This is a genomic window from Neisseria arctica (genome assembly GCF_022870905.1).
GTDB classification, from domain to species: domain Bacteria; phylum Pseudomonadota; class Gammaproteobacteria; order Burkholderiales; family Neisseriaceae; genus Neisseria; species Neisseria arctica.
In genome coordinates, this window is sequence record NZ_CP091510.1 from 816,653 (window position 1) to 835,465 (window position 18,813).

Below are 18,813 nucleotides of genomic sequence, written 5' to 3' on the forward strand. Positions count from 1 at the left end.
AAGCCTTAGATATTAAGAGACTGAAAAAGAAAAACACCCTGAATAAGTCAGGGTGTGGCTTCATGAAATGTCAAGAAATGTAAATATATTTGACGATGTAATACACTATCTTTTTGATATATAGCCTAAATTTATGAAGAGGCTTTGCCTTTATTCATGCTCATAACGGTCAGGAAAAGTGCTGCAAAGACTACCGCGGCAATTGTCCAGCCCAAGCTGCCTGTGATCAGGGCTTGGCCAATCAGGCCGCCTTGAATAACGTAGTAGCACATCGGAATCAGAGTTTTACGGATGATATCACCTTCACGGTTAATCAAACCGACTACCGCAGCCGCAGCTACCACATTGTGTACGGCGATCATATTACCTGCTGCTCCACCAATCGCTTGCAATGCAACTACCAGTGCGGAAGCGTCAATGTTGGAATAAACTTCTTGGGCGGTTGAAAATTGGAAGTAGGAGAACATCATGTTGCTGACTGTATTTGAGCCTGCAATAAATGCGCCTAAAGCACCAATCCAAGGAGCAACATTCGGCCATGCATTACTGAACCAATCTGCCGCACTTTGTGCCAACACCATCGGCATGGCGGGTAGAGCTCCGGCTGCAGTCATATCACCAGAAGCGGAGTTGATGAACACTTGTACCATCGGAACAGACAACAGCAGTGCAGGTGCTGCGGATATCATAGTTTTGCCTGAGTTGCCCCAACCGCGCATGAAGTTTTTCATGCTCATACTAAAGAGAGGGATGCACAACAGAGACACTAAGATTAATACTGTACCCGGAGAGTAACCGAACTGTACTTTAGAGGTGATGGAGGTACCAAACAGATTGCTAAGAGTAATAGTGGTAAGCTCCCCGGTTAAGAATGCTTTTAACGGAGCAACTACACGGGTCAGAATTAGCACGCCGATTACGATTACATAAGGAGCAAAGGCGCGGAATACAGAGAAAGTCGGTTTATTGTCGTCTTGGCTATCTTCCAAATTGCCTACCCAGGTGCTCTCCCATTTGTTGCGTTCAGGAAAGTCGAATACTTCTTTGGGTACGAACCAACCGCGCTTGGCTGCGGGTACGACAATCATCAGGCCGACAAAACCGCCTACCAATGAAGGAAACTCCGGGCCTAAGAAATGGGCAACCAAGTAGTAGGGGAAAGTAAAGGCGATACCGGCAAACAAGGCAAATTTCCAGGCAGCTAAACCTTCGCGGAAAGAGCGTTTTTCACCGAAGAATCGGGTTAGCATGCTGACCAAAATTAGCGGAATGAGGAAACCCACCAAAGCATGTAGTAGGCCGACATTGGCGGTAATCTGCATCAGGTATTGTTCTACGGTAGCGGGAGCAACTGCGGCTGCAACATCTTCTTTGTTGTTGATGCCGGTCCATACGCCCAGAAGCAGAGGTGTGCCTACTGCGCCGAAAGATACGGGAGTAGATTGGATAATCAATACCGACATAACGGCAGCCATTGCCGGGAAGCCCAAAGCCAGTAGCAAAGGAGCGCCTACGGCAGACGGTGTACCAAAGCCGGAAGAACCTTCTACCAGAGAACCAAATAACCAGGCAACGATGATTACCTGAACACGGCGGTCGGGTGAGATATCCATAAAGCCTTGGCGGATAGATTTGATGGCACCGCTTTCTTTAAGAGTATTCAACAGCAAAATTGCTCCGAATACGATATACAGTACGGTTAGGGCGACAATGACGCCATTTACGGTAGCCGCTGCAACGACGGCCGAATTTGTTTGCCAGACAAACAAAGCCAAAAGGGCGGTCACCAAATAGGCCGTCCCCATGGAAATTTTGACTGACAGACGCATTACCACCAATAAAACGAATACGGTGATAATGGGGAGCAATGCTAAAAATGTATGCAAAATGCTCATGGTTTTCTCCAAAATGATGATGGATTGCTTGTTAAGCCAGGTATTTTTGTTTTGTACCGCACAGTTTCCCCAAATAAGGTATTTCTAGGATATGGCGGTTATGGTTATTGTGTTATTTGGCCGGGTTGTTATTCTCCTTCTTCCAATTGTTTTCAGATGGCCTGTTTGGTTATGTAGAGGCCGTCTGAAAAACCTCTTAACTGTGTATTTTGATTACTTGCAGGTATTGCGGGTAATCATCATGTGTTTAGGTATTTTTTTGTTTTTCCGTTTGTTTTTCCGCAACCATCTGATGTAGTGTTTTGGCTGCAGGTTTGAGTGGTACGTGGTTGAGAGTCCAGCCCATTTGCTGGCTAGGAGCCAAGGCGCGGAAGGTGGTTGCCGCCCAACCAAAGGCTCGGTAGGCTTTTTTGCCGCCGAAAATACCGTTAAAGGTACGCCAGGCAATTTGTTCACCTAGGTTGTGAGAAGCGCCTTGGCCTTTAATCGGATATGTAACTTGCTCGTTAGGGGAGCGCTGCGCTTCTTCGCGCAGACGTGCCATTTGTTCTGTAATCGGAATTTTTACCGGGCAAACCTCTACACAGGCGCCGCACATCGAGCAGGCTGTCGGCAAATCGCGGGTTTTATCCAAGCCCAGTAAGTGTGGTGAAATGATTTCGCCGATAGGGCCGGGGTAGGTAGTACCATAGGCGGCACCGCCGATGCGGCTGTATACCGGGCAATGGTTCATGCACGCGCCGCAACGGATACATTGCAAGGTTCGGCGCATTTGTTCTTCGCCGTAAGCTTGCGTACGGCCATTATCCAGCAGTACCAGATGCATTTCCTGCGGACCGTCCAGTTCGTTGATGCGGCGGGGGCCGGTGATCATATTGAAATAGGTAGTGATAGGTTGTCCGATGGCACTGCGCGGTAATAGGCTGTATAGAGGCGGAATGTCGGACAGTTTTGCCACGACTTTCTCAATGCCGGTAATGGCAATGTGTACCAGTGGTACGGTTGTGGTTAAGCGGCCGTTACCTTCGTTCTCTACCAAACACAAAGTACCGGTTTCGGCAACGGCGAAATTTACGCCGCTTAGGCCGACATCGGCGGTGCGGTAGATATCGCGCAGGGCTTTGCGGGCAATACCGGTGAGTTCGTCTACATCGTCGGTCAGTGCGGTAGAGAGGTGGTCGCGGAATAGCTCGCTTACTTGTTGTTTGGTTTTGTGAATGGCGGGCATCACGATGTGGGTTGGTTTTTCACCGGCCATCTGAACAATGTATTCGCCCAAATCACTTTCAATCGCACTGATGCCGTGGTCTTCCAAATAATGGTTCAGCTCGATTTCCTCGCTCACCATAGATTTGCCCTTAACCATCAGCTTACCGTTATGTTGTGTAACGATATTGTGGATGATTTGGCAGGCTTCTTTAGGCGTTTCCGCCCAATGAACCTTCACGCCCAAGCGGGTGAGGTTACTTTCCAGTTGCTCCAAAAGCTCCGGCAGACGTGAGAGTGAGCGTTGGCGGATATGCTCGCACAGACTGCGTAAGCCTTGCAGTTCGACTTCATCCGACAGAGAAGCCTTGCGACGGGTCATCAACATATCCATGGCCGTACGCAGGCTTTTGCGTAAGGGCTTGTCGGCCAGCGCGACTTGTGAATTTTGCTTGAATGTTTCCGGTTGGGGATGAATGGTGATTACAGGCTTGCTCATGCGGTTTCCTCCAGGTCCGCCGGATTAATGTGATCGGGCAGAACAGCCAAGACGACCATATCGCGCGGACCGTGCGCACCATATGCCAAAGTCAGCTGGATATCGGCGGTTTTGGAAGGGCCTGACACCAATACAACGTTGGTCGGCATGTCGCCGGCCATCTGTTCGCCTTCTACGGCTTGGTGAAAGTTGTTATACATACGGGTAGTATCGAACAAGCAAATATGTACCGGTGGTACCAAGCTTTGGCTGCGGGGTTCTTCAGGTGTGGGCCAAAGCATCAGTGTGCCGGTGTGGGCGATACCGCAACGCGAAGAGGTAAAGCCGGCATCAACACCGTTGAAAAATTCGTCTTTCCAATCTTCGATTAGTCGGTCGAATACTTTGATTTCTACTTCAGGAGCATTGCTTTGCAAGGCTTGGGCGGCGAGCTTGCCATGCTCTGTCTGCATCGGCATCAGGATATTTTTCAAACCCTTTTCTTGCGTTACTTGGCAGAAAACCTGAGTCCAATTGTTTGAGTTTACCCAGTAAATTTCGGTTTTGACTGCACGCATGGCTTTGGCCCAATGTTTGAGACGATCGGTTTCGTTTGGCCATTGAGGTGTCATTTCGGCGTAATAATCGAAGGTATCAGGTTCGCGCATCGGGTAGGCATCGGCTTTGCGCAGTTTAGCTAAAATATTTTCACGTGCACTCATGATTTCCCTCCCGTACGTTCTAATAAGAAGGTTGCAATGTGCTTGGGTTTGGGCATACCGGGTTCGTCTTTGGCGATTTTTCCGCCGATATTCAACATGCAGCCGGCATCGGCGCTGATGATTTCTACTGCACCTGTTTCCTTGAAGGCGCAAACCTTATCGGCAACCATCGCACCGGAAATATCGGGATGTTTTACTGAGAAGGTACCGCCGAAGCCGCAGCACTCACTTTCGTGGTCGTGTACGACACGTTCTACGTTGGTAAGGCTGTCGACAAGCTGCCAGCCGGTGAGGTGCACGCCCATTTCGCGGCGGGCAGAACAAGAAGTGTGTACAGCCACCTTGGCAGGCTGACCTTTATCTTGCGGTTGGTAACCGATACCAACCAAAAAATTGGTGAATTCGACTACACGCGCGGCAATATCTGTAGCTTTTGCTTCGTAGGGCGTATCTTTGAACAGACCGGGCCAATGATGTTTCATCATGCCGCCGCAAGAGCCTGAAGGCACGACAATCGGCCAGTTTTCGGGAAAAAGATCAAGCTGTGATTTGGCTACATCGAACGAATCTTTAGGATGGCCTGAAGTAAAGGCCGGTTGGCCGCAGCAGGTTTGTTCCATAGGGAAATGTACACGTATACCCTGCTGTTCGAGCAGGGTAATGGCATCCATACCCGCTTCGGGCATGAAAATATCAAGCAGGCAGGTGCCGAAAAAATAAACGTCGCTCGGCATTGTGGCGGTGGGTGCCGGTGAAGCCATTTTGTGTTATCCTTCTTTGGTTAATTGGTATGACCAATTTTTTTAAGCTTTTCGACACTTTACAAAAGCTTGCAGGTTCGGTCAATTCATTTGCCATCAATTAAAATGTAAAAAATGTAATAAGATGTAGTTTATTTTGGTATTAAAAAAGCTTTATTTAGAAAAAAATTGCTGATTAAGTAAGTCGTTACCAGATTTTATTGTAGGTGGTGACAATCGTTGAGATGATGTTAATAAAAAGGAGCTATATAGTGGGAAATTCGCAAATTCGCCCGCTGTCGGTTACCGAGCAGGTAGTTGCTGTATTGGAACAGAATATTTTGGATGGTGTGTACAGCAGTGGTGCCAAGCTGCCTCCGGAGCGGAAATTGGCCGAAGAGTTTGGTGTTTCCAGGCCATCCGTACGTGCCGCATTACAAATGTTGGTCGCTCGCGGTATGGTCGTGTCGCGGCATGGGGACGGACATTATGTATCCGTACGTTTGGAAGAGGGATTGCTCAACGGCTGGCAGGAATTATTGGAACGGCATGAATATCTGCAAAATGACGTATTGGATTTCCGCCGCTCTTTAGAAGGTGTTATCGCGGGTTTGGCGGCAGAGAGGCGTACGGATACCGATTTGAACCGCTTGCAGTTTTGGTTGGATGAGCTGGAAAGTGCGTATCAAAGCGGTAATATCGAAAGACAATCGGAAGCAGACGTAAACTTTCATCAAGCCGTGGCGGAGGCTGCGCACAATATATTGTTCGCACATATTTCGGGCAGCCTGTTACATATGTTACACCGCCATACACAGCAGAATTTAGCCAATATGTTCGGTGTGGCTGATGTAAAGCCTCAGTTGATGTCGCAGCACCGTGCTATTTTTGAAGCCATTCGTGCCCAGTTGCCTCATGCGGCTGCTGCTGCTGCCCAAGGCCACTTGGATTTTGTCGGAAGCTGTCTGACACAGGAAAGAGAACAAAGCCATTGGCGGCAGCGGGCGGAAGCTTTGGCTGCGAAAGATTTGAGGGAATATAAGGGCAACGGTAAATAGTAAAGTTTTGCTATATTTGCCGGCAACAACCAGAAGATAATTTTGTTATGATATAAATTTTGCCAGGTTGTTTGGCAGATAGTAATTAAGAATGTGGGAGCAGAAAAATCATTATGTTGTTTCAGAGGGAGTACGGGAGCTTTTTATTCTTTAGTGAAAGGCTGATTTGTGGCAAGATAATGGTTTGCCGTATCAATAACGATAAAATAACAAATACGGTAAATCTTTCAGACGGCCTGCTGCTTTCATGGCGTTAAATATCCTATTCCAATCATTAGCTTGCAGTAGTGAAACGATAAATTATGCCGTCTGAAAATTTTTCTACACTTATATATTTGCCTACCGGTAAGCGTATTAAATTTATCGGCGTTGGCGTAATAAAATTAAACGGAGCAGATTTTGAACCACTTTACTACGTTGGGATTGTCCCGCGAAATTACCGACGCACTGGCCGAACAGGGCTATGAAACACCCACTCCTATTCAGGCCGCAGCCATTCCCAAAGCCTTGGCCGGACATGATTTGCTGGCTGCCGCACAAACCGGCACGGGTAAAACCGCTGCCTTTATGCTGCCGAGTTTGGAGCGTTTGAAACGCTATGCGACGGCAAGCACTTCTCCTGCGATGCATCCTGTCCGTATGCTGGTACTAACGCCCACACGCGAGCTTGCCGACCAAATCGATCAAAATACTTCGGCTTATATTAAGAATTTGCCGTTACGCCATACTGTGTTGTTCGGCGGCGTAAATATGGATACGCAGGTAAAAGATTTACGATCCGGTTGTGAAATCGTGGTCGCTACCGTAGGCCGCCTGCTCGACCATGTTAAACAAAAGAACATCAATTTATCCAAAGTCGAAATCGTAGTGTTGGATGAAGCCGACCGCATGTTGGATATGGGCTTTATCGATGATATCCGCAGCATTATGCAAATGTTGCCCAAACAACGGCAAACCCTGCTGTTTTCGGCAACTTTTGCACCGCCTATCCGTAAGTTGGCCCAAGATTTTATGAAAAATCCGGAGCAGATCGAAGTTGCCGCGCAAAACACTACTAATGCCAATGTTGAACAGCATGTGATTGCCGTTGATACGGCTCGCAAGCGTAATTTATTGGAACGTTTGATCGTCGATTTGAACATGAATCAAGTGATCGTGTTTTGCAAAACCAAGCAAAGCGTTGATCAAGTAACGCGCGATTTGGTGCGTCGGGAGTTAGCCGCCCAAGCGATTCATGGCGACAAATCGCAGCAAACCCGTTTGGAAACGCTCAGTGCCTTTAAAGAAGGACGCTTGCGTGTGTTGGTAGCAACCGACGTTGCTGCCCGCGGTTTGGATATCGCCGAATTACCCTTTGTAATTAACTATGAGCTGCCGACACAGCCTGAAGATTATGTTCACCGTATTGGTCGTACCGGTCGGGCAGGGGCGGATGGCGTCGCCATTTCCCTGATGGATGAAAACGAGCAGAAAATGTTTGAGTCGATTAAAGAATTAATCGGTCTTGATATTGCTGTGGAGCGTATTGAGGGCTTTGAACCGCGTTGGTGGGACAATCAGGAAAACAGTCATGCTGCAACGGATAACCGCCATAATACCGAGCGGTCGGCCCGTAACCAGCCATCCGAACGTCAGTACAATCGGGAGTCGCACCAAACAGGGCGTGAAGAGCGCGATAATAAGCGTGAGAGCCGCAGCAGTGAGCGTGATGCGGGTGCCGCTTGCGGAAAAATTGCAGGCCGTAGCCGCCGTAGCCGCCGCGAGCAACCCAAGTGTGCTTTGCTGCAACCGAATTTCGGTATACGCTGATATTCTGTAAATATTGAATGATTTTAGGCCGTCTGAAATATGATTCAGACGGCTTTTTAACTTTTAATAATAGTATGTTTAGAAGGGATTTACTTTCTATAAAGTATGTAGCTTGCTTGCTATCAGTAAATACCTGCCAATAAAAAATGCCGTCTGAAACATATATTTTCAGACGGCATTTTTTATTATTTATTAATAGAGAATTATAAGGCGGCTAATACGGCATCACCCATTTCGGAACACGAAACCTGTTTGGTGCCGGCTTCGAAAATATCGGCGGTACGGTAGCCTTGTTCCAATACTTTTTGTACGGCTTTTTCGATTTGTTGCGCACGCGCTTCGTCATTGAGGCTGTAACGAAGCAGCATAGCCAGTGACAAAATGGTTGCCAGCGGATTGGCTTTATCTTGACCCGCGATATCGGGCGCCGAACCGTGAGAAGGTTCGTATAAACCTTTGCCGTTTTCATCCAACGAGGCAGAGGGCAGCATACCGATGGAACCGGTAAGCATCGAAGCTTGGTCGCTTAGGATGTCGCCGAAAATATTGCCGGTAGCGATGACATCGAATTGTTTGGGTGCGCGCACAAGTTGCATGGCGGCATTATCGACATACATATGGCTGAGGCTGACTTCCGGGTAGTCTTTGGCGACTTCTTCAAAAATTTCTTTCCACAGCTCGGTAGTTTCCAATACATTGGCTTTATCTACCGAGCAGAGTTTTTTACCCCGTTTTTGGGCTGCTTCGAAAGAAACTTTGGCAATACGGCGGATTTCGCGTTCACTGTATTTCATAGTGTTGAAACCTTCGCGTTCACCGTTTTCCAAAGTACGGATACCGCGCGGTTCGCCGAAATAAATATCACCGGTCAGTTCGCGCACAATCAAGATATCCAAACCGGCGACGACTTCTGGTTTTAGCGTAGAGGCGTTGGCCAATTCTTTATAAAGGATGGCAGGGCGGAGGTTGGCAAACAGGTTCAGATCTTTGCGGATTGCCAACAAGCCGCGCTCAGGGCGCAGTGGGCGTTCGAGTTTATCGTATTGGGGTCCCCCGACCGCGCCGAGTAATACGGCATCGGCGTGGCGGCACAGATTTTGGGTAAATTCGGGGTAGGGGTGGCCGTATTCGTCGTAAGCCGCGCCGCCGAGCGGAGCATAGCTATAAGCGGCATCCAAGCCTTGGGCGATTAATTTGTCGAGCACGCGCACGGCTTGGGCAATGATTTCAGGGCCGATACCGTCACCGGGGAGAATAGCGATTTGTTTGGTCATAAAAATTTATCCTTAATTTATATGGAGAGAATAAAAATTTTTGGAGTGCTTCGGTAATTTATTTACCAATACTTTCCGTACGAATTTTAAATACCGCCTTGCGGATATAAGGTTGGTTTCCTACTAAGGGCGCATGTGCGTCTGTCGGGAAAAACAGGGCAAATTGGCCGGACGCGACTTCAAACCATGTATCGGGCGCATCTGTAAAAAATTCGATATCGCGCTGCTCGTTGTAACCCAAACCGTTTTTCAGACGGCTTTTTTCAATCCAGCCGTAACCTTCGCTACTGTTGATGGGTATTTGGATATCGACATGATATTGATGTGCCTCGGGATATGCAGCCTCTCTGCTACGCATGGCTTCGCTGCCGATAAAGATACGGATATTGGGGTTGGTACATGGTATTTGCCCGTCGGGCAGTGCGTGGAAGTCAAGTGATTGCATCAGTTCGAAAGCTTCTGCGAAGTCGGGATGCAGAGAGCTATAAAATGCAGCGTTTGTAATGGTATCTAAAATCATAGTGTTTGAAGAAAGGCCGTCTGAAACTGGTTTTCAGACGGCCTGTAATATCAAGAATGAAACAGCCAGGGTTGGGTAGATTTACGCTTGGCTTCGAATGCTTTGATTTCATCGGCGTGTTGCAAAGTCAGGCCGATTTCGTCCAAGCCGTTAAGCAGGCAGTGTTTGCGGTGTTCTGTAATATCAAATACAAACGATTCTCCGCTCGGTGTGGTAACGGTTTGTTTTTCCAAATCGATATCCAGTGCATAGCCCTCTGTGGTTTCGGTTTCCCGGAACAGTTGTTCGACAACGGCTTCATCAAGCACGATGGGCAGCAAGCCGTTTTTGTAGCAGTTGTTGAAGAAAATATCGGCAAACGAGGGAGCGATAATGGCGCGGAAGCCGTAGTCGTCCAAAGCCCAGGGGGCATGTTCGCGTGAGGAACCGCAGCCGAAATTTTTGCGGGTCAGCAATACTTGCGCGCCTTGGTAGCGTGCTTGGTTGAGAGGGAAGTCGGGGTTTAGCGGGCGCTTGCTGTTGTCCATGCCTGGCTCGCCGTGATCCAAATAACGCCATTCGTCGAATGCATTGGGACCGAAGCCGGAGCGTTTGATGGATTTTAAAAATTGTTTCGGAATTATGGCGTCTGTATCGACGTTGGCACGGTCTAGTGGGGCAACCAGTGCGGTTATGCGAATAAATGCTTTCATGGGTGTACTTTCGGTTGGCAGCCGGGATTCGCAGGTGAATCCCGGAGGAGTGGGCTTATTGCGCGTTGTGGCGTTCGGCAGACTGCTCAAGTTTGCTGCCTGCTTTTTGCACATCAGCTCCGAAGCCAGCTACGGTATTGCAGGCACTGAGTAATACGGCCGCACCTAGGGCAAGCCAAAAAGTTTTTTTCATCATGGTGCTTTCCTTTCGGGTAGCGGTGGTCATTTAGTTAGCTACGCGTTCGATAGTGTTGCCGGCTTTTTGTACGTCTTTGCCGAAACCGGATACGGTGTTGCAGGCAGAGAGTATAGCGGTGGCGGATAGGGCGATAAGAATTAGTTTTTTCATCTTTGAAACTCCTTTTAGATATCAAGTACAGCCTGAAAAGCATAGCTGTATCGGTATCATAACCGAGCGGCTACGGTGTGACAATCTTGCGGTTGCCGCTGAGGCGGGTTTGTAAATTTTGCTTTATAAACTGCGTACATCGGTAAAGTAGCCGGTAACGGCGGCGGCGGCGGCCATTGATGGGCTGACTAAATGGGTGCGCCCGCCGTTGCCTTGGCGGCCTTCGAAGTTTCGGTTGGAGGTGGAGGCACAGCGTTCTTGCGGTTCGAGGCGGTCTGCATTCATAGCCAGGCACATGGAGCAACCGGGTTCGCGCCATTCGAAGCCGGCTTCGATAAAGATTTTGTCTAAGCCTTCTTTTTCGGCTTGTTCTTTAACCAAACCCGAGCCGGGTACGACCAATACGCGTTTGACGTTATCGGCTTTCAGACGGCCTTTGGCTACGGCGGCGGCTTCACGCAAATCTTCGATACGGCTGTTGGTGCATGAACCGATGAAAACAACATCAACCGGTATTTGGTTTAACGGGGTATCGGCGGTTAGTCCCATATATTGCAATGCGCGCTCCATACCGCTGCGTTTGACCGGGTCGTTTTCATCAGCAGGGTTAGGGACTTTGCCGTTGATATCCAATACCATCTCGGGAGAGGTTCCCCAGGTAACTTGTGGTTCGATATCGGCAGCATTAAATTCAAATACTTTATCGAATTGAGCGTTTTCATCTGAAACGAGGGTACGCCAATAGTCTACGGCTTGGTTCCAATCTTCACCCTTGGGTGCAAACGGTTTGCCTTCGATATAGTCGATTGTGGTTTGGTCGACTGCTATCAAGCCGGAGCGGGCTCCGGCTTCTATGGCCATATTGCACAAAGTCATACGGCCTTCCATAGAAAGATTACGGATGGCTTCTCCGCCAAATTCTATGGCATAGCCTGTACCTCCGGCCGTGCCGATTTGTCCGATGATATAAAGTGCGAGGTCTTTTGCGGTAACACCGGCTTTCAGACGGCCGTTTACTTTAATCAACATGGATTTGGATTTTTTTGCGGTAATACATTGGGTGGCCATGGTGTGTTCCACTTCCGATGTGCCGATACCGTGTGCCAATGCACCGAATGCGCCGTGGGTAGAGGTGTGGGAGTCGCCGCATACGACAGTCATGCCCGGCAGTGTTGCGCCTTGTTCGGGGCCCATGACATGAACAATACCTTGGCCTTTGTCTTTAAAAGGAAAATAGGCAAGCGCACCGAATTCTTTAATGTTGTCGTCAAGCGTATCAACCTGTAGTTTGGAAATTGGATCTTTGATGCCTTCGTCCCAATGGTCGGTCGGAGTATTGTGATCGGCGGTAGAAACCACGCTGTCGACACGCCATAATTTCCGGCCTGCCATTTTCAAGCCTTCAAAGGCTTGGGGGCTGGTGACTTCGTGTACCAAGTGGCGGTCAATATATAGTAAAACGGTACCGTCTTCTTCTTCGCGGACGATATGGCTGTTCCAAAGTTTGTCGTAAAGGGTTTGTGCGCTCATGGTTTTCTTTTACCGTTGTCGTGGATATGTGGTCATGTTAGACTTTTTGGACTGAATATGCAATAGATTGCAATAGAAATTAAAAAATAAAGATATTTTTGGACATTTTGTCTTTTTTGTGTATGAAATAGCGGGCATTAAGCCCGCTGGGTTATTTGAGTATTGGTTGTTTTAAGATTTAGGGGTGCTGTCCCGCAGTTCCCGCCGCAGTATCTTGCCTACGTTTGATTTGGGGAGATCATTGCGGAATTCTATATCTTTCGGTACCTTATAGCCGGTTAGTTCGTGCCGTGCGTACTCTATCAGCTCTGCTTCGGTAAGCGAGGGATCTTTCTTAACGACGAAAAGTTTTAACGCTTCGCCGGTTTTCTCACTGCTGACACCGATGCAGGCAACTTCCAATACTTTGGGATGTTGGGCGATAACATCTTCGATTTCATTTGGATAGACATTAAATCCGGATACCACAATCATATCTTTTTTGCGGTCGACCAGTTTGATCCAGCCTTTTTCGTCTACCACGGCAATATCGCCCGTAGCCAAGTAGCCGCGGCTGTCTAATACTTTGGCGGTTTCGTCGGGGCGGTTCCAGTAACCGTTCATGACTTGCGGGCCGCGAATCCACAATTCTCCCGCTTCCCCAATACCCAGAGCTTGGCCGTTATCATCACGGATTTCAATTTCCGTATTGGAAATGGGTAAGCCGATATTGCCGGTATGAGCAGTAATGTTCAGCGGATTAATGGCCACACCGGGGCTGGCTTCCGTGAGCCCGTAAGCTTCTACAATGGGAACGCCTGTAATGGCCTGCCATTTGTCTGCAACGGCTTTTTGCACCGCCATGCCGCCGCCTAATGCTAATTTCCAATGTGAAAAATCGAGTGATTTGAAGGCTTCTTGGTTAATCAAGGCATTGAAAAGCGTATTGACGCCGATAAATACGGTTATTTTATGTTTGTCGATTTCTTTAATTAATGCAGGTAAATCGCGCGGATTGGTAATCAATAGGTTGGCGGCGCCCATTTGCATGAAAATCATTACATTCACGGTAAGGGCGAAAATGTGGTACAGGGGAAGGGCGCTGAGTGCTACCTCTTTATCACCGTTCAAACTTTGGCTGATCCATTCTTTTGCTTGTGCCATATTGGCGCAAATATTGCCGTGTGTTAATACGGCGCCTTTGGCTACGCCGGTCGTGCCGCCCGTATATTGTAAAAAGGCGGTATCCTCAAGCGTGATATCGACCGGAATAAAAGGTCGGGCACGTCCGAGGTTAATGGCTTGTTTGAAGGTAACGGAACCGGGCAGGTTGTAGTTCGGCACCATTTTTTTTACTTTGCGTACTACAAAGTTGGTCAGCCAGCCTTTAAAGCTGCCGAGCAAATCGCCGATGCTGGCGACAATAACGTTTTTTACTTGCGTACGCGGTAGAACCATTTCCAGCGTATCTGCAAAATTTTCCAATACGACAATGGTTTGGGCTCCGCTGTCGTTAAGTTGGTGTTCCAACTCGCGGGGTGTATAGAGGGGGTTGACGTTAACGACAATCATACCGGCCTGTAGTGCTCCGAATAATGCAACCGGATATTGCAATAAATTGGGCATCATAATGGCGACGCGGTCGCCTTTAGTCAGTTTGAGATGATCTTGAAGATAGGAGGCAAAATGTCCTGAAAGTTCGGCCAACTCGCCGTAAGTCAGGCTTTTTCCCATATTGATAAAAGCAGGACGGTTGGCATATTTGGTACTGCTTTTTTGAAAAGCATCAACTATCGAAGTAAATTGGCGGATATCCACTTCTTCTTTCACACCTGCTTGATAGCTTTGTAACCAGACTTTTTCCATGATGTTTTCTCCTGATGGTTATTGTTATTGGCCGGGGAGGCTTCTTATCTGCATACGCAATCCAAGCAGATAACGTTCAATATATCCGAAATCGATGATAATCGCTGAACTTATTTTGAGTAAGTGCTTTATATCATAAAAATGCCGTCTGAAAAGCAATTTTTATCTTATCGTATTGATAAGTAATGATATTTTATTGTGTAGATATCGATTTGGCTGAATGCTTTATGCGTAAAGAGGCTAAGGTAATGGTGAAAGAAATAATATTCAAATGTGAAAAAGCATCCGTTTGATAACGGATGCTTTGAAATTTTGAAACCATATTTGATTTGTCGGAGGAGGATTAACTTTGTACGTTAATGCCCGCGGTAACGGTCATATTTTGAGCTTGGCTATTTGCCGTGTTTAAAAAAGATGAGGCCAAATCGCTGCAACATCCGCAGCAGGTAGCTACGCCAAGTTGTGCCTGCAGATCGCTGAGCGTACTTGCGCCGGCAGCAACGGTTTCTTGAATTTGACGGTCGGTAATGGCATTGCAGATACATACGAACATGATGTGCTCCTGTTTCTGTTTTCTCTCAAATAATGATAAGAGTCAGTTTTATTTGTTTATGTAAATATAAATAAAAACTGTTCGCATTGCAAGTATTGAAAATGTAAATTATGGTGATAAAAGCAGAAAATAGGATAGTTGGATATTGTGCTTATTATTTGATTACGGATAGGTAAGAAACAATGATGATACCCTCACCTGGATTTTGATATGAGGGTATCGTATAGAGTTTAAACAGTGTGTTTATGATTGAGAATAAGATTTAATAGACATCGCGCTGGTATCTTTTCTCTTCTCTCAGATTGTTCAGATACTCTTCGGCGTCATCCTGATCCATGTTCCCTTGTGTGGCGATGATATCAAGCAGGGTATTTTCTACATCGCGCGCCATACGGGAGGCATCGCCACACACATAAATGTGTGCGCCTTCTTGCAACCAACTCCATATTTCTTCGGCGGCGGTAGCTAATTTGTGCTGGACATAAACTTTTTCCGAGCCTTGCCGGCTCCATGCTAAGTCGGCGCGTGAGAGCAAACCGTTTTTTCTATACTGTAGCCATTCGCTTTGGTACAGGAAATCATCGGTAAATTTTTGATTACCGAATATCAACCAGTTTTTGCCGGTATCACCGTTTGCTTCACGTTGTTGCATAAAAGCGCGGAAAGGAGCCACTCCGGTGCCTGCGCCTATCATAATAATAGGTGTACCACCGTTTTCAGGCAGACGGAAATGCGGGTTGGGTTCCACAAAAACCCGTACAGTGTCTCCCTCTGCAAGCGTGTTACCTAGAAATCCTGATGCCGCTCCCGTATAGCTGTGTCCGTGGTGTTCGAATCGGACAACGCCGACGGTAAGATGAACTTCTTCGCCAACCTCTTCTTGGCAAGACGCAATAGAGTAGAGCCGGGGAGTTTGAGGGCGGAATAGATTGAATAGGGTTTCTGCATCCAGAGGATTGGGGTGGTCGGAAAAAACACCTACGGGTGGGGTTGCCGCCAGATAAACATCTAATGCTTCCGCGTTTTCTACCGTCTGTTTTAGCACTTCATCATTGCTGAGTAAGGCATATTGGGTGACTAATGCGGGGGTGTTTTGGGTAATGTCCGCATGATGGGTGAGTGCATTGCGGATATCGGTTTCGCTACCGCTTGGAAGTTTGACGGTTTCGCTACCGTTGAGTTGATGCAATGACAATATTTCATCAACCAGCGTGCTATTATTTACCGGCCAAATACCCAAGGCATCTCCGGCTTTGTAGCGGATACCCGAGCCTGATAAGTCGATTTCGATATGTTCGACATCTTTTTCCGCTGTGCGTGCGGTAATTTTTTGACGCACCGAAAGGCTAGCGGTAAAGGGTTGCTCTTTCGTATATAACTGCGCGGGTGGGGAGTGAGTTTGTGAAGTCGAGCTTTGGGGAGCATTATTTGCGGTATTTTGCCGGCACAATTCACTTATGGTTGTACTGATTTGTTCTATCCAAGCATTGGCTTGGGTGTCATAGTCTAAATCACAGTCAACGCGTTCGGCCAAACGTTTGGCACCTAGCTTAGACAGCTGGTTGTCAAAATCCTTACCCGCTTGGCAGAAATTTGGATAGCTGGTGTCGCCCAAACCCAATACCGCAAAACTAAGCTTGCTTAAATCCGGTGCTTTTTTGCCGAAAAGGAATTTATACAGAGGTACGGCTTCTTCGGGTGGTTCGCCTTCGCCCTGGGTAGAGGTAACCAATAATAAGATATCTTCTTCAGGCAGGTTTTTGCTTTTGAAGTCGGCCGCTCCGATTAAGCGCACATCAAGCCCTGAGGTTTCGAGTTTTATCAGTAAGTCGGAGGCAACGCGGCGGGCATTGCCGGTTTGCGAGGCCGATAATATGGTGATACGGCGGGCTGGCGCCGCATCGGCAGAAAAATTTTCCGAGAAGGCTACGGTTTGCGCCACGCCTTGGCTTTGTGCCCAGCAGTAACCGGAAAGCCAAGCCAACTGAGTAGGGGAAAGGGCGGCAAGTTGCGTTGCTATTTCAGGCGGTAGAGGTAGGCTGGTCATTTATATGATTCCTTTTTATTTGTTTGTTCATACTTTAAACAGGCCGTCTGAAAAAGGGAAAGAATGGTTGGTTGTAATAAAATGCTATTTTGTTATAAGCGTGGAAAGTATATTGGCTTAGGCCGTCTGAAAAATGCGCGTAAGATGGGTAATGTGGCGTAGTTTATTGTGTCTGGAAGCTTAAAGTTAGTAACAAATATTAACGATTCTTGACTTATATGTAAGCTTAATGTTAAATAAGCAAGATTATTGCACAAAAATTACGGTCTTAAAGCAGTCGGTTGTCGGAAAATAAAAAGATATACGGATTGCAATACTGCTGCCGTTACTAAAACGGAAATGTTGCAATCCGGCATATGTTCGCTTTTTCGATACGATACTGTATCTAATCCGTTCTCATCGTCTGGCTTGCTATAAAAGGGCTGGTTCGATATTCAAAAAAACATATCAATATGAGGTTTACAAATGGGTAACTTTAATCCGATGTATGTCACTTTTGGCATCTATCTGATTGCTGTGTTGCTGATAGGCTTCGCTGCTTATTTCTCCACCCGCAATTTTGACGACTATATTCTCGGAGGCCGCAGTTTGGGCAGTTTCGTAACTGCGATGTCTGCCGGTGCATCCGATATGTCAGGTTGGCTTTTGATGGGCTTGCCGGGCGCGATTTATGCAACCGGTATGAGTGAGGCTTGGATTGCCATTGGTTTGACGGTTGGCGCATATTTCAACTGGCGCTTGGTAGCCGGCCGCTTGCGGGTGCATACCGAATATAATAACAATGCGTTGACGCTGCCTGATTATTTCTTTCACCGCTTCGGTGCGGAAGGCAAACTGATGAAAGTGATTTCTGCTGCCATCATTTTGTTTTTCTTTACTATTTACTGCGCTTCGGGCATTGTGGCGGGCGCTCGTTTGTTCCAAAGCCTTTTTGATATTTCATATACTCAAGCTATGTGGTTGGGCGCGGGTGCGACTATTGCTTATACATTTATCGGCGGTTTCTTGGCCGTTAGCTGGACGGATACCGTTCAAGCTACTTTGATGATTTTTGCTTTGATCTTGACGCCTATCATGGTGTATTTGGCTGTCGGCGGTGCTGCCGAAATGAGTGCGGCTATTGCTCAGGTGGCGGCGGCTACCGGTAAGGAGTACGGCAGCTTGCTGGCAGGCACGACCTTGATCGGTATTATTTCAACTGCCGCTTGGGGTTTGGGTTATTTCGGCCAACCACATATCTTGGCACGTTTTATGGCGGCAGAGAATGTGAAATCATTGGTGAAAGCCCGTCGTATCGGTATGACTTGGATGATTCTGTGTTTGGCCGGCGCAGTAGCCGTGGGCTATTTCGGTATTGCTTATTTCGGCGCGCATCCGGAGCAAGTGTCAAGTATGGCCGGTAATGATGAACGTGTATTTATCGCATTGACTACCTTGCTGTTTAATCCATGGGTGGCAGGTGTGATTTTGAGCGCGATCCTGGCAGCCGTCATGTCTACTTTATCGTGCCAGTTGCTGGTGTGCTCAAGTGCCATTACCGAAGACTTTTACAAAGGCTTTTTACGCCCGAATGCTGCCCAGCAAGAGTTGGTGTGGATCGGCCGTCTGATGGTTTTGGCCGTAGCGGTTATTGCGATCGTGATTGCTTCGGATCCGGAAAGCCGCGTATTGGGCTTGGTAGCTTATGCTTGGGCAGGTTTTGGTGCGGCTTTTGGCCCTGTGGTGATTTTATCGGTATTCTGGAAACGGATGACGGCCAACGGTGCTTTGGCAGGTATGTTGGTAGGTGCGTTGACAGTGGTATCTTGGAAAGCTACCGGCAGCAGCCTGTATGAAATTGTTCCGGGTTTTATCGCCTGTGCGATTACCGTTGTTGTCGTATCCTTGATGGGTAAAGTACCTGCTTCGGTAGAAACTAAGTTTGAAGAGGCCGATAAGGCTTTCAAAGAAGCTAACTAGTTGAAAATGTATCATTTGAAAATGCCGTCTGAAGCTTTCAGACGGCATTTTTATTTGTGGTTTAAAAATAAAATGACTTATTCGATATTGTGATGCCGTCTGAAATGTTTCAGACGGCATATTGGAAGGTAAGGTA

General features: G+C 47.5%; 16 protein-coding genes. 3 read left to right on the plus strand and 13 right to left on the minus strand.

The features are described from left to right. Window positions 1-131: 131 nt before the first annotated feature. The 4 genes from LVJ86_RS03620 to LVJ86_RS03635 form a co-directional block, all read right to left on the minus strand. Complete coding sequence (locus tag LVJ86_RS03620) at window positions 132-1,895, minus strand: L-lactate permease (protein ID WP_200900164.1); 1,764 nt, start codon at window positions 1,893-1,895, stop codon at window positions 132-134. A 247-nt stretch (window positions 1,896-2,142) separates the two neighbouring features. Next, window positions 2,143-3,600 (minus strand): LutB/LldF family L-lactate oxidation iron-sulfur protein, encoded by a 1,458-nt coding sequence (locus LVJ86_RS03625; RefSeq protein ID WP_047760612.1) that lies wholly within the window; start codon window positions 3,598-3,600, stop codon window positions 2,143-2,145. Further along, a complete protein-coding gene (locus LVJ86_RS03630; protein WP_047760611.1) occupies window positions 3,597-4,301 on the minus strand; it encodes a LutC/YkgG family protein in 705 nt (234 codons plus the stop codon). Before LVJ86_RS03630 ends, LVJ86_RS03625 begins: the two co-directional genes overlap by 4 nt. Continuing rightward, window positions 4,298-5,062 carry a (Fe-S)-binding protein gene (locus tag LVJ86_RS03635; protein WP_047760610.1) on the minus strand — a complete coding sequence of 255 codons (765 nt, stop codon included), beginning with the start codon at window positions 5,060-5,062 and terminating at the stop codon, window positions 4,298-4,300. Before LVJ86_RS03635 ends, LVJ86_RS03630 begins: the two co-directional genes overlap by 4 nt. Before the next feature lie 227 nt (window positions 5,063-5,289). Between LVJ86_RS03635 and LVJ86_RS03640 the strand changes: the two genes are divergently transcribed. Both LVJ86_RS03640 and LVJ86_RS03645 read left to right on the plus strand, forming a co-directional pair. Continuing rightward, entirely contained in the window at window positions 5,290-6,099 is an 810-nt protein-coding gene (locus LVJ86_RS03640; RefSeq protein ID WP_047760643.1) for a FadR/GntR family transcriptional regulator, read from the plus strand. Window positions 6,100-6,498: 399 nt separating this feature from the next. Continuing rightward, window positions 6,499-7,908 (plus strand): DEAD/DEAH box helicase, encoded by a 1,410-nt coding sequence (locus tag LVJ86_RS03645; RefSeq protein WP_047760609.1) that lies wholly within the window; start codon window positions 6,499-6,501, stop codon window positions 7,906-7,908. Between the two features lie 203 nt (window positions 7,909-8,111). On the opposite strand, the gene leuB is transcribed toward LVJ86_RS03645, so the two are convergent. The 9 genes from leuB to LVJ86_RS03690 form a co-directional block, all read right to left on the minus strand. Continuing rightward, window positions 8,112-9,182: a 3-isopropylmalate dehydrogenase gene (leuB, locus tag LVJ86_RS03650; RefSeq protein WP_047760608.1), complete on the minus strand. Its 1,071-nt coding sequence runs from the start codon at window positions 9,180-9,182 to the stop codon at window positions 8,112-8,114. A 58-nt stretch (window positions 9,183-9,240) separates the two neighbouring features. Continuing rightward, window positions 9,241-9,702, minus strand: coding sequence for a NanQ anomerase/TabA/YiaL family protein (locus LVJ86_RS03655; protein WP_047760607.1), 462 nt, complete (start codon window positions 9,700-9,702; stop codon window positions 9,241-9,243). A 50-nt stretch (window positions 9,703-9,752) separates the two neighbouring features. Next, on the minus strand, window positions 9,753-10,394 hold the full coding sequence (gene leuD, locus LVJ86_RS03660; protein ID WP_047760606.1) for a 3-isopropylmalate dehydratase small subunit: 642 nt from the start codon (window positions 10,392-10,394) through the stop codon (window positions 9,753-9,755). Between the two features lie 55 nt (window positions 10,395-10,449). Continuing rightward, on the minus strand, window positions 10,450-10,590 hold the full coding sequence (locus tag LVJ86_RS03665; protein WP_414629253.1) for an entericidin A/B family lipoprotein: 141 nt from the start codon (window positions 10,588-10,590) through the stop codon (window positions 10,450-10,452). Window positions 10,591-10,620: 30 nt separating this feature from the next. Next, window positions 10,621-10,743 carry an entericidin A/B family lipoprotein gene (locus LVJ86_RS03670; protein ID WP_075968078.1) on the minus strand — a complete coding sequence of 41 codons (123 nt, stop codon included), beginning with the start codon at window positions 10,741-10,743 and terminating at the stop codon, window positions 10,621-10,623. A 123-nt stretch (window positions 10,744-10,866) separates the two neighbouring features. Continuing rightward, window positions 10,867-12,273 (minus strand): 3-isopropylmalate dehydratase large subunit, encoded by a 1,407-nt coding sequence (gene leuC, locus LVJ86_RS03675; protein WP_047760605.1) that lies wholly within the window; start codon window positions 12,271-12,273, stop codon window positions 10,867-10,869. Window positions 12,274-12,444: 171 nt separating this feature from the next. Then, window positions 12,445-14,118, minus strand: a complete 1,674-nt coding sequence (locus tag LVJ86_RS03680) for an AMP-binding protein (RefSeq protein WP_047760604.1) — start codon at window positions 14,116-14,118, stop codon at window positions 12,445-12,447. Between the two features lie 343 nt (window positions 14,119-14,461). After that, entirely contained in the window at window positions 14,462-14,671 is a 210-nt protein-coding gene (locus tag LVJ86_RS03685; protein WP_047760603.1) for a (2Fe-2S)-binding protein, read from the minus strand. A 262-nt stretch (window positions 14,672-14,933) separates the two neighbouring features. After that, window positions 14,934-16,718, minus strand: a complete 1,785-nt coding sequence (locus tag LVJ86_RS03690) for an assimilatory sulfite reductase (NADPH) flavoprotein subunit (RefSeq protein WP_047760602.1) — start codon at window positions 16,716-16,718, stop codon at window positions 14,934-14,936. A gap of 465 nt (window positions 16,719-17,183) precedes the next feature. On the opposite strand from LVJ86_RS03690, the gene putP reads away from it, so the two are divergent. Then, complete coding sequence (gene putP / locus LVJ86_RS03695) at window positions 17,184-18,677, plus strand: sodium/proline symporter PutP (RefSeq protein WP_047760601.1); 1,494 nt, start codon at window positions 17,184-17,186, stop codon at window positions 18,675-18,677. Window positions 18,678-18,813: the final 136 nt, after the last annotated feature.

What these genes read in the sequence shown, in the direction of transcription:
- LVJ86_RS03620 (WP_200900164.1), bottom strand. Translation starts at nt 1,895, where the DNA reads ATGAGCATTTTGCATACATTTTTAGCATTGCTCCCCATTATCACCGTA.
- LVJ86_RS03625 (WP_047760612.1), bottom strand. Translation starts at nt 3,600, where the DNA reads ATGAGCAAGCCTGTAATCACCATTCATCCCCAACCGGAAACATTCAAG.
- LVJ86_RS03630 (WP_047760611.1), bottom strand. Translation starts at nt 4,301, where the DNA reads ATGAGTGCACGTGAAAATATTTTAGCTAAACTGCGCAAAGCCGATGCC.
- LVJ86_RS03635 (WP_047760610.1), bottom strand. Translation starts at nt 5,062, where the DNA reads ATGGCTTCACCGGCACCCACCGCCACAATGCCGAGCGACGTTTATTTT.
- LVJ86_RS03640 (WP_047760643.1), top strand. Translation starts at nt 5,290, where the DNA reads ATGTTAATAAAAAGGAGCTATATAGTGGGAAATTCGCAAATTCGCCCG.
- leuB (WP_047760608.1), bottom strand. Translation starts at nt 9,182, where the DNA reads ATGACCAAACAAATCGCTATTCTCCCCGGTGACGGTATCGGCCCTGAA.
- LVJ86_RS03655 (WP_047760607.1), bottom strand. Translation starts at nt 9,702, where the DNA reads ATGATTTTAGATACCATTACAAACGCTGCATTTTATAGCTCTCTGCAT.
- leuD (WP_047760606.1), bottom strand. Translation starts at nt 10,394, where the DNA reads ATGAAAGCATTTATTCGCATAACCGCACTGGTTGCCCCACTAGACCGT.
- LVJ86_RS03665 (WP_414629253.1), bottom strand. Translation starts at nt 10,590, where the DNA reads ATGATGAAAAAAACTTTTTGGCTTGCCCTAGGTGCGGCCGTATTACTC.
- LVJ86_RS03670 (WP_075968078.1), bottom strand. Translation starts at nt 10,743, where the DNA reads ATGAAAAAACTAATTCTTATCGCCCTATCCGCCACCGCTATACTCTCT.
- leuC (WP_047760605.1), bottom strand. Translation starts at nt 12,273, where the DNA reads ATGAGCGCACAAACCCTTTACGACAAACTTTGGAACAGCCATATCGTC.
- LVJ86_RS03680 (WP_047760604.1), bottom strand. Translation starts at nt 14,118, where the DNA reads ATGGAAAAAGTCTGGTTACAAAGCTATCAAGCAGGTGTGAAAGAAGAA.
- LVJ86_RS03685 (WP_047760603.1), bottom strand. Translation starts at nt 14,671, where the DNA reads ATGTTCGTATGTATCTGCAATGCCATTACCGACCGTCAAATTCAAGAA.
- LVJ86_RS03690 (WP_047760602.1), bottom strand. Translation starts at nt 16,718, where the DNA reads ATGACCAGCCTACCTCTACCGCCTGAAATAGCAACGCAACTTGCCGCC.
- putP (WP_047760601.1), top strand. Translation starts at nt 17,184, where the DNA reads ATGGGTAACTTTAATCCGATGTATGTCACTTTTGGCATCTATCTGATT.